The organism is Aquicoccus sp. SU-CL01552, from assembly GCF_040365005.1.
GTDB lineage: Bacteria > Pseudomonadota > Alphaproteobacteria > Rhodobacterales > Rhodobacteraceae > Antarcticimicrobium.
The window spans coordinates 103,354-117,637 of record NZ_BAABWV010000014.1 but is presented as its reverse complement, the minus strand read 5'-3'; the positions used below and the strand labels follow the sequence as shown (position 1 = coordinate 117,637).

General features: G+C 66.3%; 17 protein-coding genes. 8 read left to right on the top strand and 9 right to left on the bottom strand.

Annotated features, from left to right (window positions below; all coding sequences use genetic code 11):
- Positions 1-21: 21 nt before the first annotated feature.
- Together recR and ABWV23_RS16070 are read left to right on the top strand one after the other, a co-directional pair.
- Positions 22-615 carry a recombination mediator RecR gene (recR, locus tag ABWV23_RS16075; RefSeq protein WP_353349576.1) on the top strand — a complete coding sequence of 198 codons (594 nt, stop codon included), beginning with the start codon at positions 22-24 and terminating at the stop codon, positions 613-615.
- Positions 616-623: 8 nt separating this feature from the next.
- Positions 624-1,037 (top strand): hypothetical protein, encoded by a 414-nt coding sequence (locus ABWV23_RS16070; protein ID WP_353349574.1) that lies wholly within the window; start codon positions 624-626, stop codon positions 1,035-1,037.
- A gap of 34 nt (positions 1,038-1,071) precedes the next feature.
- Here the strand turns inward: ABWV23_RS16070 and ABWV23_RS16065 are convergent, their stop codons facing one another.
- Positions 1,072-1,839 carry a DUF1013 domain-containing protein gene (locus ABWV23_RS16065; RefSeq protein WP_353349572.1) on the bottom strand — a complete coding sequence of 256 codons (768 nt, stop codon included), beginning with the start codon at positions 1,837-1,839 and terminating at the stop codon, positions 1,072-1,074.
- Positions 1,840-1,969: 130 nt separating this feature from the next.
- Here ABWV23_RS16065 and ABWV23_RS16060 point away from each other — a divergent pair, with 130 nt between their 5' ends.
- A complete protein-coding gene (locus ABWV23_RS16060) occupies positions 1,970-2,608 on the top strand; it encodes a ribonuclease T2 family protein (protein WP_353349570.1) in 639 nt (212 codons plus the stop codon).
- Between the two features lie 48 nt (positions 2,609-2,656).
- Here the strand turns inward: ABWV23_RS16060 and ABWV23_RS16055 are convergent, their stop codons facing one another.
- Complete coding sequence (locus ABWV23_RS16055) at positions 2,657-3,640, bottom strand: quinone oxidoreductase family protein (protein WP_353349568.1); 984 nt, start codon at positions 3,638-3,640, stop codon at positions 2,657-2,659.
- A 226-nt stretch (positions 3,641-3,866) separates the two neighbouring features.
- On the opposite strand from ABWV23_RS16055, the gene ABWV23_RS16050 reads away from it, so the two are divergent.
- Positions 3,867-4,724 (top strand): DUF2189 domain-containing protein, encoded by an 858-nt coding sequence (locus ABWV23_RS16050; protein ID WP_353349566.1) that lies wholly within the window; start codon positions 3,867-3,869, stop codon positions 4,722-4,724.
- Positions 4,725-4,779: 55 nt separating this feature from the next.
- Here the strand turns inward: ABWV23_RS16050 and ABWV23_RS16045 are convergent, their stop codons facing one another.
- The gene (locus ABWV23_RS16045) at positions 4,780-5,763 is read right to left on the bottom strand and encodes an NAD(P)H-quinone oxidoreductase (protein WP_353349564.1); all 984 of its coding nucleotides are present in this window, start codon (positions 5,761-5,763) and stop codon (positions 4,780-4,782) included.
- A 130-nt stretch (positions 5,764-5,893) separates the two neighbouring features.
- Between ABWV23_RS16045 and ABWV23_RS16040 the strand changes: the two genes are divergently transcribed.
- Positions 5,894-6,247 (top strand): hypothetical protein, encoded by a 354-nt coding sequence (locus tag ABWV23_RS16040; protein ID WP_353349562.1) that lies wholly within the window; start codon positions 5,894-5,896, stop codon positions 6,245-6,247.
- Here ABWV23_RS16040 and ABWV23_RS16035 read toward each other — a convergent pair.
- On the bottom strand, positions 6,244-6,960 hold the full coding sequence (locus ABWV23_RS16035; protein WP_353349560.1) for a COQ9 family protein: 717 nt from the start codon (positions 6,958-6,960) through the stop codon (positions 6,244-6,246). The genes ABWV23_RS16040 and ABWV23_RS16035 overlap by 4 nt on opposite strands.
- A gap of 84 nt (positions 6,961-7,044) precedes the next feature.
- Here ABWV23_RS16035 and rpsU point away from each other — a divergent pair, with 84 nt between their 5' ends.
- Positions 7,045-7,251: a 30S ribosomal protein S21 gene (rpsU, locus tag ABWV23_RS16030; RefSeq protein WP_008207378.1), complete on the top strand. Its 207-nt coding sequence runs from the start codon at positions 7,045-7,047 to the stop codon at positions 7,249-7,251.
- A 92-nt stretch (positions 7,252-7,343) separates the two neighbouring features.
- On the opposite strand, the gene ABWV23_RS16025 is transcribed toward rpsU, so the two are convergent.
- Positions 7,344-8,633: an Nramp family divalent metal transporter gene (locus tag ABWV23_RS16025; protein ID WP_353349558.1), complete on the bottom strand. Its 1,290-nt coding sequence runs from the start codon at positions 8,631-8,633 to the stop codon at positions 7,344-7,346.
- A 195-nt stretch (positions 8,634-8,828) separates the two neighbouring features.
- On the opposite strand from ABWV23_RS16025, the gene mntR reads away from it, so the two are divergent.
- Positions 8,829-9,284 carry a manganese-binding transcriptional regulator MntR gene (gene mntR, locus ABWV23_RS16020; protein ID WP_353349556.1) on the top strand — a complete coding sequence of 152 codons (456 nt, stop codon included), beginning with the start codon at positions 8,829-8,831 and terminating at the stop codon, positions 9,282-9,284.
- A gap of 7 nt (positions 9,285-9,291) precedes the next feature.
- Here mntR and ABWV23_RS16015 read toward each other — a convergent pair whose 3' ends face one another.
- From ABWV23_RS16015 to ABWV23_RS16005, 3 genes are all read right to left on the bottom strand, one after another.
- Positions 9,292-10,452 (bottom strand): cytochrome P450, encoded by a 1,161-nt coding sequence (locus ABWV23_RS16015; RefSeq protein ID WP_353349554.1) that lies wholly within the window; start codon positions 10,450-10,452, stop codon positions 9,292-9,294.
- Between the two features lie 78 nt (positions 10,453-10,530).
- Complete coding sequence (gene ppk2, locus ABWV23_RS16010) at positions 10,531-11,448, bottom strand: polyphosphate kinase 2 (protein WP_353349552.1); 918 nt, start codon at positions 11,446-11,448, stop codon at positions 10,531-10,533.
- A 134-nt stretch (positions 11,449-11,582) separates the two neighbouring features.
- Positions 11,583-12,041, bottom strand: a complete 459-nt coding sequence (locus ABWV23_RS16005) for an Lrp/AsnC family transcriptional regulator (protein ID WP_353349550.1) — start codon at positions 12,039-12,041, stop codon at positions 11,583-11,585.
- A 143-nt stretch (positions 12,042-12,184) separates the two neighbouring features.
- Between ABWV23_RS16005 and ald the strand changes: the two genes are divergently transcribed.
- Positions 12,185-13,303, top strand: a complete 1,119-nt coding sequence (ald, locus tag ABWV23_RS16000; protein WP_353349548.1) for an alanine dehydrogenase — start codon at positions 12,185-12,187, stop codon at positions 13,301-13,303.
- A 151-nt stretch (positions 13,304-13,454) separates the two neighbouring features.
- Here ald and ABWV23_RS15995 read toward each other — a convergent pair whose 3' ends face one another.
- The gene (locus ABWV23_RS15995) at positions 13,455-14,261 is read right to left on the bottom strand and encodes a mechanosensitive ion channel family protein (RefSeq protein WP_353349546.1); all 807 of its coding nucleotides are present in this window, start codon (positions 14,259-14,261) and stop codon (positions 13,455-13,457) included.
- Positions 14,262-14,284: the final 23 nt, after the last annotated feature.

Below are 14,284 nucleotides of genomic sequence, written 5' to 3'. Positions count from 1 at the left end.
CCTGAACGGACGGCACCGCGCGTGAGTTCCACCGGCGAAATCGAGGCCCTGATCGACCTGATGGCCAAGCTGCCGGGTCTCGGGCCGCGCTCGGCCCGGCGCGCGGTGCTGCACCTGATCCGCAAGCGCGCGCTGCTGCTGACGCCGCTGGCCGACGCGATGCAGACGGTCGCCGCCACCGCCCGCGAATGCCTCAACTGCGGCAACGTGGGCACCGGCGACATCTGCGACATCTGCAACAGCGAGAAACGCGCCACCGGCGAGCTTTGCGTGGTCGAGGACGTCGCCGATCTCTGGGCGATGGAGCGCGCTGGCGTGTTCAAGGGCCGCTATCACGTGCTGGGCGGCACGCTCTCGGCGCTGGATTCGGTCGGGCCGGAAGAATTGCGCATTCCCCGTCTGATCGACCGGATCGCCTCCGAGCAGATCTCCGAGGTGATCCTGGCGCTGAACGCCACCGTCGAGGGGCAGACCACCGCCCATTACATCGCCGACCAGTTGGAGGGGCAGGTCAGGCTGACCTCGCTGGCGCAGGGGGTGCCGATCGGGGGCGAGCTGGATTATCTCGACGACGGCACCATCAGCGCGGCGCTGCGCGCCCGCAAGGAGCTGTAGGGCCGGCAATGGCGCGCCCAGCCCTCTCCCCGGTCGGCGCGGGGGTGCTTTATTTCCTGATCCTCTTCGCCTGCGGCGTGGTGCTGGGCACGATCCGCACGCTGATCCTTGCCCCGACCGTCGGGCCGGTGGCCGCCGTGGCGCTGGAACTGCCGGTGATGCTGGGGCTGTCCTGGATCGTTGCCGCGCGGCTCACGCGGGGGCGCCCGGCGCTGGCGGGCGCGGGCCGCCGGCTGGTCATGGGCGGGCTCGCGCTGATCCTGCTGTTGGTGGCGGAACTGGCGCTGGCCGCACTGGCGTTCGGCCAGACACCCGGCGCCTTTCTGGCGACGCTGGCAACCCCTCAGGGCGCGCTGGGGCTGGCCGGGCAGCTGGGGTTCGGGCTGATCCCCTGGCTGCAACGGGTGGTCGCGCGGGGCTAGACGGCGCGGGTTTCCCCGCGCCGCAAGACCGGTCTCAGAAACGCGGATCTTTGTCGTCCTCGTCCTCGTCGTCCTCATCCGCATCCGGCAGGTTGAAGAAGCTGTCGGCGTCCGGCACCGGATCGGAGTTGCCCGGCCTGTCGTCCGAGCCGGACAGGGAAAAGGTTTCCAGCCCCTCGATCGCGGTCGGGATCTTGGGTTCGGCTTCCATGCCCAGCGATTGCTCGGTGCTGACCAGCTTGCGGCGCTCGTCGTCGCTCATCACTTCGCCATCGGCGGCCTTCTTGGCGGCGGCCTTCTGCACGGCGGCGTCAAGCTCGGACTGCTTGCACAGGCCGAGTGCCACCGGGTCGATCGGCTGGATGTTGGCGATGTTCCAGTGGGTACGCTCGCGGATCGCCTGGATCGTCGGCTTGGTCGTGCCCACCAGCTTGGAGACCTGGCCGTCGCTCAGCTCGGGGTGGAATTTCACCAGCCACAGGATCGACGCCGGGCGGTCCTGCCGCTTGGACAGCGGGGTATAGCGCGGACCACGGCGTTTTTCCTCGCCCTGGGCGGCCGGGTTGTACTTCAGCTTGAGCTTGTACAGCGGGTTCTTCTCGGCGTTGTCGATCTCTTCCTGGGTCAGCTGGTTGTTGGCGACCGGGTCGAACCCCTTCACCCCGGCGGCAACATCGCCGTCCGCGATCCCCTGGATCTCCAACTCGTGCATGCCGACGAAATCGGCGATCTGCTTGAAGCTGATCGTCGTGTTGTCCACCAGCCACACGGCGGTTGCTTTCGCCATAAGGGGTTTTGCCATGTGTACATCTCCTTCAAACAAAACTTCCCCGTCGCCTGAAATCGGCGGTCCCGGAGGGTCCGGAACGAGTTACCATTGTCGGGGAACTTGGCGCCTATATAGTGGCGCGGAACGCATAAGGAAAGAGTGAATGCGCTGGATCGTCCTGTGGCTGCTGGCCTGCCTGTCCCCCCTGCCCGCGCTGGCCGACGGTGAAAAGGCCGGCGAATTCGACTACTACGTGCTCAGCCTGAGCTGGTCGCCGAACTGGTGCGCCACCGAGGGCGACGCGCGCGGATCGGACCAATGCCACCCGCGCCACGATCACGGCTGGGTGCTGCACGGGCTGTGGCCGCAATACCACCGCGGCTGGCCGGCCTACTGCCGCACGGTCGAGGCGCCCCCCACCCGTGGCATGACGGCGGAAATGGCCGATATCATGGGCAGCCCCGGCCTCGCCTGGCACCAGTGGAAGAAACACGGCACCTGTTCCGGCCTCTCGGCGCGCGATTACTTCGCCCTGTCGCGCCGCGCCTACGCGACGGTGAACCGCCCCGAGATCTTCCGCAAGCTCGACAAGCCGGTGAAACTCCCCGCCAGCGTGGTGGAACAGGCGTTTCTGCAGGCCAACCCGGGCTGGAGCCGCGACATGCTGACCATCACCTGCAAGGACGGCCACATCCACGAGGCCCGGCTGTGCCTGTCGCGCGACCTCAAACCGGTCCCCTGCGGCCGCGACACCATCGCCGACTGCCCGCTGAAGGACGCCGTCTTCGCGCCGGTGCGATAGGGGCGGCAGGCCAAGGGGCCCGCCGCCTGTCTTCGGTCTGCGCGGCGCTCAGAGTTCCAGCACCGTGCTCCCGGTGGTCGCCCGCGCCTCCAGCGTGCGATGCGCCTCGACGACCTGTTCGAGCGGAAACCGCTGGTCGATGCGGATCGAGACGTCGCCATCCAGCACCTTGGTGAACAGGTGCCGCGCCATTGCCTGGCAGGCCTCGGGATCGGCGGTATGGGCGAACAGCGTGGGCCGGGTGATCTTGAGCGATCCCTTCTGCGCCAGCACGGCAAGGTTGAAGGGCGGCACCGGCCCCGAGGCATTGCCAAAAGAGATCATCATGCCCAGCGGCTTGAGGCAATCAAGCGAGCCTTCGAAGGTGTCCTTGCCCACGGAATCCATCACCGCGTCCACCCCTTTGCCGCCGGTCAGCTCGCGCACGCGGGCGGCGAAATCCTCGGTCCGGTAGTTGATGCAATGGCTCGCGCCGTGGTCCAGCGCGAGGCGGCATTTCTCGTCGGTCCCGGCGGTGCCGATCAGGGTGATCCCCTCGGACCGGGCCCATTGACAAGCGATCAGCCCGACGCCCCCGGCGGCGGCATGAAACAGCACGGTATCGCCGCGTTTCAGCGGCGTGGTGCGGTGAAACAGATATTCCACCGTCATCCCCTTGAGCATCATCGCGGCGGCGGTCTCGAACCCGATGGCATCGGGCAGCGGACAGACCTGCGCGGCCGGCATCACCCGGGCCTCGGAATAGGCGCCCGGCGGCATCGCCGCATAGGCGGCACGGTCACCCGGCTTGAGGTGGCTCACCCCCTCGCCCACCGCCTCGATCACGCCGGCGGCCTCCATGCCCAGCGCGTGCGGCAATTCCATCGGGTAAAGCCCGCTGCGCTGGTAGACGTCGATGAAGTTCAGCCCGCAGACCCGGTGCCGGATGCGGACCTCGCCGGGGCCGGGATCGCCCAGCGGGCGGTCCTCGATCCGCATGACCTCGGGCCCTCCGGCCTCGTGAAACATGACGGTGCGTGCGGTTTCGGTCATCGCGTCCCCTTCCCTATGCTGTTCTTTTCCGGTGCCGATCATGCCGCAATCCGCGCCGGTGTCCATGGCCCTTTGACCGCGCCCGGCGCCCCTCCCGAAGGCGTGACTGCGGGAGGGGCGAATTCATGCTAGACTACTCTCGCAAGTTGCCGCCCTGTCTGGCCGTCGGCGATGTCAGGCCAGGATCCGGGCCCACGGCGCAGCACATCGCCATGGAGGAGGAGAAATGGCACAGACAATCGGAAACCCGCTGAGCTGGGCGGCGCGGAACCTGGGCGCGGCGGGGCGACACCTGGGCGCGGCGACAGAGCAACTGGGCGGGGATGACAGCTCCGCAATGCCGCGCACCCGCAAGCTGGAGATCGCGGATATCGGCCACGCCCTGCGCGCAGGCTGGCGCGATTTCCTCGCCGGACGTACCGACGTGATGTTCCTGGTGCTGGTCTACCCAACTGCGGGGCTGGTGCTGATGGGGGTGGCGCTGCACATGCAGCTCCTACCGCTCCTGCTGCCGCTGGTTCTGGGCTTTGCCCTGCTGGGTCCGGTGGCGGCGGTCGGCCTCTACGAGATGAGCCGCAGGCGCGAAGCGGGTCAAAGCGCCAGCTGGCTCGACGGGCTGGGGGTGGTGCGCCATCCCCGCTTCGGCGCCGTGCTGGTGCTGGGGGGCTACCTCTCGGCGCTGTTCGTCGGCTGGATGATCGCGGCACATACGATCTATGGCTGGACCCTGGGACCGGCCGCGCCAACCTCGATCCCCGGCTTCCTGCGCGACGTGGCGACGACCCCGGCGGGCTGGATCATGGCCATCGCGGGAACCCTCGTGGGGTTCTGTTTCGCGCTGGCGGCGCTGGCGATCAGCGTGGTCTCCTTCCCGCTGCTGCTGGCGCGCGACGTGGGCGTGCCGGTGGCGGTGGCGACCTCGGTCCGGCTGCTGCGCGACAACCCGCGCGTGGTGCTGAGCTGGGGCGCGCTGATCGGCGGCGCCCTGGTGCTCGGGGCGCTGCCGCTGCTGCTGGGGCTGGTGGTGGTCCTGCCGGTTCTGGGCCACGCGAGCTGGCATTTCTACCGCCGCGCGGTGGAGTGACGGGAGGGCCGGGTGTTGCGCCCGGCCCTTTGTCACTCGGTCTGCGTCGGGCGCCTCACGCCACCTTCAGCACCACCTTGCCGATATGGCCCGCGCTTTCCAGACGGGCATGGGCGGCAGCGGCCTCTGCCAGCGGGAACTCGCTGTCCATCACCGGGGCGACACGGCCCGCGTCCAGCAGCGGCCAGACCTTCTCGGCCAGATCCTGCGCGATGCGCGCCTTGGCCAGGTCGCTCTGCGGCCGCAGGGTCGAGCCGGTGATCGTCAGCCGCCGCGCCATCACCTGGGCAAAGTTCAGCTCGACCTTCGGCCCGCTCAGAAAGGCGATCTGCACCAGCCGCCCATCGTTGGCCAATGCCTTGACGTTGCGCGGGATGTAATCGCCCCCCACCATGTCGAGGATCAGGTCGGCCCCGCCCGCCGCGCGCAGCACCTCGACGAAATCCTCGTCGCGGTAGTTGATCGCGCGCTCGGCGCCCAGGTCGGTGCAGACCTTGCATTTCTCGTCCGATCCCGCCGTCGCGAAGACCCGCGCGCCAAAGGCGTTTGCCAGCTGGATCGCCGTGGTGCCGATCCCCGAGGTGCCGCCATGGACAAGGAACCGCTCGCCGCCGGTCAGCCCGCCCCGGTTGAACACGTTGGTCCAGACGGTGAAAAAGGTTTCGGGCAGGCAGGCGGCCTGTTTCAGCCCCATCCCCTCGGGCAGGCGCAGGCAATGGGCGGCAGGGGTAGCGACATACTCGGCATAGCCGCCGCCGGGCAGCAGCGCGCAGACCTGGTCCCCGACGGCCCATTCACTGACCCCGTCGCCCAGCGCCACCACCTCACCCGAGGCCTCCAGCCCCGGCAGGTCGCTGGCCCCCGGCGGCGGCGCATAGGCCCCCGCCCGTTGCAGCGCGTCGGGCCGGTTGACACCGGCATAGGCCACCTTGATCACCACCTGCCCATGACCCGGCTGCGGCACCGGGCGCTCGGCCAGTTTCAGAACCTCCGGCCCGCCCGGTTCGCTGATCTCGACGGCTCGCATGGTTTCGCTCATCTGGTCGTCCTTCCTGCTTGGCGCGGCCCCGCGCCCTGTTCGATTTGCCCCCGGCATACACCGAAATTTTCCACGACGCGAGTGAGCGCCGCCGCTTGCCCCCCGGCCGCAATCGGCTAGGGTCCGGCCCATGTTTCCACTGATGCTCTATATCTCGCTTGGCGCCAATGTCGCCGTCACCCTGCCGCTGGGCTGGCTGGCGCTGTCAGGCCGCCCGGCGGTTTGTACAATCCTGGGGCCGGAGTCCCCGTCCCGCCGGCTGTTGGGCTGCCTCTTGCTCACCCTCGCCCTGCTCAGCACGCTGGGCCTCTACGCCTGGCCCACCGGTCATGACGAAACCGCCATGGCGGTGTTGCTGGGGCTGTTGCCCACCCAGATCGTCTGGTCGGTCATGAGCCTTTTGGCGCTGCCACGTAGCCCGCTGGTCCGGGGTGCCCTCGCACTCAGCGCACTGCATGCGGTGACGCTCAGCACCGTGATTTAACGCCCCCCGAGCGAGCCCGGCAGATCGTCACGCATGTCCTTCGGCGCCCGGATCTGGCCCGCCAGCCATTCCGGCCCGGCCAGCAGCGGTTTCAACAGCGGGTTGCTGCGGATCTTTCCCTTGACCCCCTCGAAGCGCATCACGTCGTCGATCCGCCGGTCGAGAAAGGCCCAGGTCGCCTCATGCCCCGGGCTGTCGTCACCCAGCCAGTAGAGCACGGTCGAGGAATAGACCGCCGACAGCGTGGCGCGCTTGGTGTACCAGTTCACATCGCGCGAGGTATCGCCCAGCGTGGTCCAGATCAGGTCGCAGGTGTTCCAGATCGCGCGCGCGCCGGCGGCGGCGTGCTGCGGCAGCGCAAACAGGGTCACGCCCCGGCGCACCGCCTCCTTGTCCGGGACCGCCTCGAGCCGGAACCGCACCGCGAGTGCGATCTTGTCGCTGAACCGCATGCCGTCCAGATGCGCTGCCGACAGCAGATCCAGCATCGCCGCATCGCCGCGCGCGTGAAAGGCAAGCGCGAGGTCCACCGCACCGCGCGGACACATCGCCTGCGCCAGCACCGGGTCGATCCCCGCGTCGGCGACCGCGGCCTTGAAGGTGGTGTCGGACCATCCGTCGAAGGCCACGTGGTTCAATGCGGCATCCAGCAGCCGCTCCCTGGTGTCGTCCTGTTGCATGGTGATGACGTCCTCTGGTTCGTTGGTCGGCATACTAGACAAGATAGGCGTCACTTGCTATACGGCCACTTCCTGCAAATCCTTGCAACTCGAATCTAGAAAGGTGGTGACAACCACATGCAGGTTAGTGTTCGCGACAACAATGTCGATCAGGCGCTTCGTGCCCTGAAGAAAAAGCTGCAGCGCGAAGGCGTTTTCCGCGAAATGAAGCTCAAGCAACATTTCGAGAAACCGTCCGAGAAAAAAGCGCGCGAGAAAGCTGAAGCGATCCGTCGTGCCCGTAAGCTGGCGCGCAAGAAAGCTCAGCGCGAGGGGATGCTCTAAGCACACCTTCAAGCGGCCTATTCTGACGCTTATTCAGACGACCCCCGTGCCTTGGCCCGGGGGTTTGTTTTTTTTCAGGGGGGCCTTGGCGCTCAGCCCAGCCCCGGCATGCTGACGCCGAAGGTCTGCAGCAGCAGTACCATGTTGAGGCTCAGGACGATCCCCGCCCCGATCACCGCCAGCACCTGCGTCAGCCGTCCGATGCGGAAGGCGCCCATGATATCGGTGCGCGAGACGAAGATGATCAGCGCCACCATCGGCACCGGCAGCGCGATCGACAGGATCACCTGGGATACCACCAGCGCCTGGGTCGCGTTCACCCCCATCGCCACCACGGCAAAGGCGGGGATCATCGTCACCGCGCGGCGGAACCAGATCGGCAGGCGCATGTGGATGAAGCCCTGCATGATCAATTGCCCCGCCATCGTCCCCACCACAGAGCTGGAGATGCCCGAGGCGATCAGCGACACCAGGAATACCGCCGCCGCCGCGCTGCCCAGCAGCGGCGTCAACATGTGATAGGCGGTCTCGATCTCGGCCACCTCGGCGTGACCGGAATGAAAGGCACCGGCAGCCATCATCACCATCGCGATGTTCACCATCCCGGCGGCGGCCAGCGCCAGCACCACCTCGCGGTTGGAAAAGGTCAGGATCTTGCGACGGTCCTTGTCGTTGCGCGCCTGCGCGCGGTTCTGGGTCAGGCCGGAATGCAAATAGATCGCATGCGGCATCACGGTGGCCCCGATCACCCCGACCGCGATGGTCAAGGCGGTCAGATCCGGCAGCGAAGGGGTGATCAGACCGGCCCCCGCCTCGCCCCAGTCGACCGGCGCGATGAAGATCTCGATCAGGTAGCACAGGCTGATGATGGCAACGAAGGTGCCGATGATCAGTTCCATCGGGCGAAATCCGCGCCCCTCGAACAGCAGGATTCCATAGGTCACCACCGCGGTGACCCCCATCCCCGCCATCAGCGGCATGTTGAACAACAACGCCAACCCGATCGCCCCGCCAAGAAACTCGGCCAGATCGGTCGCCATCGCGGCGACCTCGCTCACCGCCCACATGATCCAGACCACGGGACGCGGGAAATGGTCACGACACAGCTCGGCCAGGTTGCGGCCGGTGACGATGCCCAACCGCGCCGATAGTGATTGGAAAAGCATCGCGATCAGGTTGGCGACCAGCACAACCCACAGCAGCGCATAGCCATAGCCAGCCCCGGCCTGGATGTTGGTCGCATAGTTGCCCGGGTCGATATAGGCGACCGAGGCGATGATCGCCGGCCCCGCGAACAACAACGCCGCGCGCAGCCCGTGGCGCCGGCCCTCGAGCACTTCCGAGATGCCAAGGCGCGTGCGACCGGTCGATGTGGATTTCATCTCTTTGTCCTGTCCGAAAATCGTTCAGCCACCTAGGGCAATCGCAAATAAACCCAAGGCTACACTTTTAACAAGTGGCAATCTGATATAGCCTTGACTTCGATATAAATTGAAAGCCTGTTTGCAAATTATTCCGGCATCTGCAATTTATGCCTTCTCCTTGACTATCCTCGTCCGGACCGGAGACCTCCCCCCGTGCCCCATCGCCCGCCCCCAGATCCCACGCCCGAGGCCGAGGCCGAAGCGGCGGCGCAACCCGACCGTTTCAACCAGGCTCGGGCCGCACAGGCGATGGCGGTTCTCGAGGATTACGCCGAAATGATCGGCGACCTGCTGGAAGAGATGGGCGAGGCCCGGATCACCGATATCGCCCGGCGGATGGGGGTGACCCACCCCACCGCGACCAAGGCGGTGGCGCGGCTCAAGCGCGAGGGGCTGGCGATCTCGCGCCCCTACCGCGGCGTGTTCCTGACCGACGAGGGGCTGGCGCTGGCCGACCGGGTGCGGGCCCGGCACCGCACGGTGGTGGCGGTCCTGGTGGCCCTCGGGGTGCCGCCCGAGACCGCCGAGTTGGACGCCGAGGGGATGGAGCATCACGTCTCGGACGTGACCCTGGCAGCCTTCGAATCCTACCTCACGCGCGAGGGCTGAACCGGACTCAGCCCCATTCCACGGGCATGCTCAGCGGCCCGCGAAAGGCCCAGCCGCCGAAACGCGCGGGACCAGCAAGGCGCAGATCGGGGAACCGCTGGAACAGCATCGGCAGCGCCACCTCGGCGATCAGCGCCTTTGACGCCCAGGCCCCGGCGCAGAAATGCGGCCCGGCACCAAAGGAGATGGCGGCGCTGATGTCCTGCCCAGTGTCGAAGGCATCGGGGTTGGCAAAGACATCCTCGTCGCGGTTGCCTGAACCGAACATCAGGAACACCCGGTCCTCGGGCTCCAGCGTGACGCCGTGCAGCTCGTAGCGCTGCGCCACCCGGCGCGGCGACATGCCGATGGGCGAGATCCAGCGCGCGTATTCCTCGAAGGCGCGCAGCCAGGTTACCTGTCCGCCCCGCAGCTGCTCCAACTGGTCGGGATGGGTCAGCAGGGCCCAGGCCGTGCCGGCGATGGCATCGCGTGGTTCGTTCTGGCCGCCTGAGATCGCCAGTTTCACATTGGCCCGCACCTGTTCGTCCGACAGCCCCGCCTGCCGCTGCACCGACAGCAGCGACTGGTCCGGTGCCGCGTCCAGCACCGGGATCATGCCGTCGATATGACGGTCGATCGAGGCGGTGCAATCGTGGCAGTTGGCCTCGATCCCCGGGTCGCCGGCGTAATTCGCGCAGCCGTCGATCATGCCCTGGCTGACGCGGTTCATTTCATGCGCGGTCATGTTGGTCAGCCCGGTGATGGCTTTCAGCGCCTCGCCCGACACCGGCATGGCATAGTCGGCCACCAGGTCGCAGGCGCCGCGCGGCGCCAAGTCGTCAAGGATGCGGGCGGTTTGGGTGCGGAACTGCGCGGTCCAGACCTGTTTCACCGTCTTCGGCGACACGGTGGGAAAGATCGCGCGGCGTTCGGCCATATGCGCCACGCCGTCCTTGCGCATCATGTTCTGCCCCATCAGCACGGTCATCAGCCCGCCGGGCTGGTCCGAAGAGAATACCTCGGTCTTCTTCTCGTTCTCGAAGATGTCATCGCGCCGGGTCAGCAGCGTCGCGCCCAGTCGCGGCACGCGCAGCACCGGCCCCCGCGCGCGCATGCGCTTGAGGTCCGGATAGGGGTCGGCCCAGAACGCCTGTGGGTCGATCTCGTAGACAGGGGCATCTGACATGGCGGCTCTCCTCCCTGCCCGGCAGGACTGAAGGTCAGCACGCCGCCCGCCCCCTGTCAACGTGAGGCGAGCGTTCCGTCAGTAGATCTTGGGCACGTAAAGCTCGTCCGGCAAAACCCGCCGCTCGTAATCGGGGTTATAGACCCGCTCGGGCAGTTCGACCTTCTCGTGCTCCACCTCCTCGTAGGGGATCTTGGTCAGAAGATGCTCGATGCAATTCAGCCGTTCGCGTTTCTTGTCGTTGCCCTCGACGATGTACCAGGGCGCCTCGGGGATGTTGGTGCGGGCGAACATCTCTTCCTTGGCCTTGGTGTAATCCTCCCAGCGGATGCGGGATTCCAGGTCCATCGGCGACAGTTTCCACTGTTTCATCGGATCGTGGATCCGCATGAGGAACCGCAACTGCTGTTCCTCGTCGGTGATCGAGAACCAGTATTTCAACAGGATGATGCCGGAGCGGACCAGCATGCGCTCGAATTCCGGAACGTCCTGGAAAAACTGCTCGACCTGATCGTCGGAGGCAAAGCCCATCACCCGCTCGACCCCGGCCCGGTTGTACCACGAGCGGTCGAACAGCACGATTTCACCGGCGGCAGGCAGATGCGGCACGTAGCGCTGGAAGTACCACTGGCTCTGCTCCCGGCGCGAGGGCGCGGGCAGCGCGACCACCCGGGCGACGCGCGGATTCAGCCGCTGGGTGATCCGCTTGATCACCCCGCCCTTGCCGGCGCTGTCGCGGCCCTCGAACAGGATGCAGACCTTGGCGCCGGTATGCTCGACCCAGTCCTGCACCTTGATCAGTTCTGCCTGAAGCCGCAGCAGGTTATGGAAATAGACCTTGCGATCCAGCATCTCGGGATGCGCCTCGCGATAGATCTTGCGGATCTCAAGCGACAGCATCGGTTCGGCGAACTCGATCTCGATGTCCTCGTCGAACGTGTCCTGCAGTTCGGCCTCAAGCCAGTCCAGCGAATGCCTGTCACTCTCGTCTGTCAAAATCGGGTCCTTTCCAAAGTGTCGCCGGGGGACCTACCCCCCGAGTGTAAAAATCTGGTGTCGCCGCCTGCAAGACACAAGGCCCCACCGGCGACGACCCGCCCCGCAAGGCCGATGCGCGGCGGCGCCGGGGATCAGACCGGCAGGGCCGTTGTCCGACACACGGTGCGCAGCGCAAAGCTCGACTGCATCTGTGCCACGCGCGGCAGACGCGACAGGTACTGGCGGTGAATGCGGGCGAAATCCTCGGTGTTCTCGGCAACGATCTTGAGGATATAGTCGGCGGTGCCGGCCATCAGATGGCACTCCAGCACCGACGGAATCCGCGCCACGGCCCGTTCGAAATCGTCCAGCACCTCGTCGGCCTGGGCCTGTAACGTGATCTCGACGAACACGGTGGTGGGCAGGCCCATCTTGCGTTCGTCCAGAAGCGCGACATAGTCGCGAATATAGCCCTCGGTTTCCAGCCGCTGGACCCGCCGATGACAGGCCGAGGGCGACAGGTTGATCTGTTCGGACAGGTCCGAGTTGGACATCCGCCCCTTTTTCTGGAGCGCCCCGAGAATTCTACGATCCACTGTGTCTAGCGTCACAGGCGCACGTCCTTTGCGGAAAATATTGAATTTATCGAAGACTATTCGATAACACCCGGTTGTGCGAGGCAAGTTTACACAGACATTGCACGGCATCTCGCCTATTTTTTCAGCAGGATTTACGCCCTCGGGGAGGATGTGGCATGAAAATCGGTTGCCCGAAAGAAATCAAACCGCAGGAGTTCCGCGTCGGGATGACGCCGAACGCCGCCGGCGAGGCGGTGGCGCATGGTCACCAGGTGTTCATTGAAACCGGCGCCGGGATCGGCGCGGGGTTCGACGATGCCTCCTATCAGGCCGCCGGCGCGACGATCCTGCCGACCGCCAAGGATATTTTCGACACCGCCGAGATGATCGTCAAGGTCAAGGAACCGCAGGCCGGCGAGCGCAAGATGCTGACCGACAAGCACCTGTTGTTCACCTATCTGCACCTCGCCCCCGACCCGGACCAGACCCGCGACCTGCTCGCCTCGGGTTGCACCGCCATCGCCTACGAGACCGTGACCGACGACCGGGGCGGGTTGCCGCTGCTGGCGCCGATGTCCGAGGTGGCCGGGCGACTGGCGCCGCAATCCGGGGCCTGGGCGCTGCAAAAAGCCAATGGCGGCAGCGGCGTGCTGCTGGGCGGTGTGCCCGGCGTCCGGCCCGCCAATGTCGCCATCATCGGCGGCGGTGTCGTGGGCACGGCGGCGGCGCGCGTTGCCGTCGGCATGGGCGCCAATGTCACCGTGCTGGATCGCTCGGTGGCGCGGCTCTCCTACCTCGACGATGTGTTCATGGGGCGGTTGACCACCCAGTATTCCGATGCCGGCGCGCTCACCGAATTGCTGCCGCAAATGGACATGGTGATCGGCGCCGTCCTGATCCCCGGGGCCGCCGCGCCGAAACTGGTCTCCCGGGACCAGCTTTCGACAATGAAGCCGGGCTCGGCGCTGGTCGACGTGGCGATCGACCAGGGCGGCTGTTTCGAAACCTCGAAACCGACCACCCACCAGGACCCGATCTATGACGTGGACGGCATCATTCATTACTGCGTCGCCAACATGCCCGGCGCGGTGGCGCGCACCTCGACCATCGCGCTGGGCAACGCCACCATGCCCTTCATGCTGGAACTTGCCGACAAGGGCTGGAAACAGGCCTGCGCCGACAACCCGCACCTGCTGAACGGGTTGAACGTGCACGCGGGCCAGCTGACCTATTACGCCGTCGGCAAGGCACTGGGGATCGACGTCGTCTCGCCGCAGCTGGTGGTGAAGGCCTGACCCCCCAGAAGGTCGTCGGGGCGCTTTCTGTTCCGATGCCCGACCGAGTGTCATCCCCGGGGGTCCCGCCGACACCTCGACTATCTGACCGCCCCACGAAAAAACCGGCCGGAAAAACCGGCCGGTCCAAACTGTACGAAACGGGGGCGATTTACCCCTGTTTCTGGATCTCCACCTGGTGCGGATAGGGGATCGAGATACCGCCCTTGTCAAAGGCTTCCTTGATCGCCTTGGTCAGGGTGAACTTCAGATCCCAGTAATCCGCCGCCTCGCACCACAGCCGCGCGGTAAGATCGACCGAACTGTCACCAAGGTTGGTCACCCGCACCCAGGGCTCCGGATCGGCGAGCACGCGGCCATCGGCCTGCGCAGTCTCGAGGATGATCCGCATCGCGGTGTCGGCATCGTCGCCATAGTCGATGCCGAAGGTCAGGTCGACGCGCCGGGTCTCATGCGCCGAGTAATTGGTGATGATGGCGCCCCAGGCCTTGCCGTTGGGCATGATGATCTGCACGTTATCCGGGGTGATCAGCTCGGTGGTGAACAGGGTCAGGTCCCGAACCGTGCCCGAGGTGCCGCCGATATCGACATATTGGCCCAGCTTGTAGGGCCGGAAGATCACCAGCATCACCCCCGCCGCCAGATCGCTGAGCGTGCCCTGCAACGCAAGGCCGATGGCCAGCGAGGCGGCACCGAGGATGGCGACGAGACTGGTCGCCTGGATGCCGAAGATGCCCAGGACCGCGACCAGCACCACCGCCAGAATCACCCATTTCACCGTGCTGGCCAGGAAATTGCCCAGCGTCGGGTCGATCCGGGGGGTGGCGTTCACCCGGCGCCGGACCAGCCCGGCGATGGCGCCGGCGGCGATCCAGCCCAGGACAAGAACGGCCAGCGCCTTGGCTGCATTGAGAACGATCGGCGCAAACGGGCCGAGTTCCGCGATCAGGTTTTGCATGTTGCCTCTTCTTTAGCTGTGTG

Excerpts from the sequence above, each read along its gene's own strand:
- ABWV23_RS16045 (WP_353349564.1), bottom strand. The coding sequence starts at position 5,763 with ATGAGCGAAACCATGCGAGCCGTCGAGATCAGCGAACCGGGCGGGCCG.
- ABWV23_RS16060 (WP_353349570.1), top strand. The coding sequence starts at position 1,970 with ATGCGCTGGATCGTCCTGTGGCTGCTGGCCTGCCTGTCCCCCCTGCCC.
- ald (WP_353349548.1), top strand. The coding sequence starts at position 12,185 with ATGAAAATCGGTTGCCCGAAAGAAATCAAACCGCAGGAGTTCCGCGTC.
- ABWV23_RS16035 (WP_353349560.1), bottom strand. The coding sequence starts at position 6,960 with ATGCCGACCAACGAACCAGAGGACGTCATCACCATGCAACAGGACGAC.
- ABWV23_RS16055 (WP_353349568.1), bottom strand. The coding sequence starts at position 3,640 with ATGACCGAAACCGCACGCACCGTCATGTTTCACGAGGCCGGAGGGCCC.
- ABWV23_RS16025 (WP_353349558.1), bottom strand. The coding sequence starts at position 8,633 with ATGAAATCCACATCGACCGGTCGCACGCGCCTTGGCATCTCGGAAGTG.
- ABWV23_RS16040 (WP_353349562.1), top strand. The coding sequence starts at position 5,894 with ATGTTTCCACTGATGCTCTATATCTCGCTTGGCGCCAATGTCGCCGTC.
- rpsU (WP_008207378.1), top strand. The coding sequence starts at position 7,045 with ATGCAGGTTAGTGTTCGCGACAACAATGTCGATCAGGCGCTTCGTGCC.
- ABWV23_RS16050 (WP_353349566.1), top strand. The coding sequence starts at position 3,867 with ATGGCACAGACAATCGGAAACCCGCTGAGCTGGGCGGCGCGGAACCTG.
- ABWV23_RS16065 (WP_353349572.1), bottom strand. The coding sequence starts at position 1,839 with ATGGCAAAACCCCTTATGGCGAAAGCAACCGCCGTGTGGCTGGTGGAC.
- ABWV23_RS16015 (WP_353349554.1), bottom strand. The coding sequence starts at position 10,452 with ATGTCAGATGCCCCTGTCTACGAGATCGACCCACAGGCGTTCTGGGCC.
- ABWV23_RS16070 (WP_353349574.1), top strand. The coding sequence starts at position 624 with ATGGCGCGCCCAGCCCTCTCCCCGGTCGGCGCGGGGGTGCTTTATTTC.
- ABWV23_RS15995 (WP_353349546.1), bottom strand. The coding sequence starts at position 14,261 with ATGCAAAACCTGATCGCGGAACTCGGCCCGTTTGCGCCGATCGTTCTC.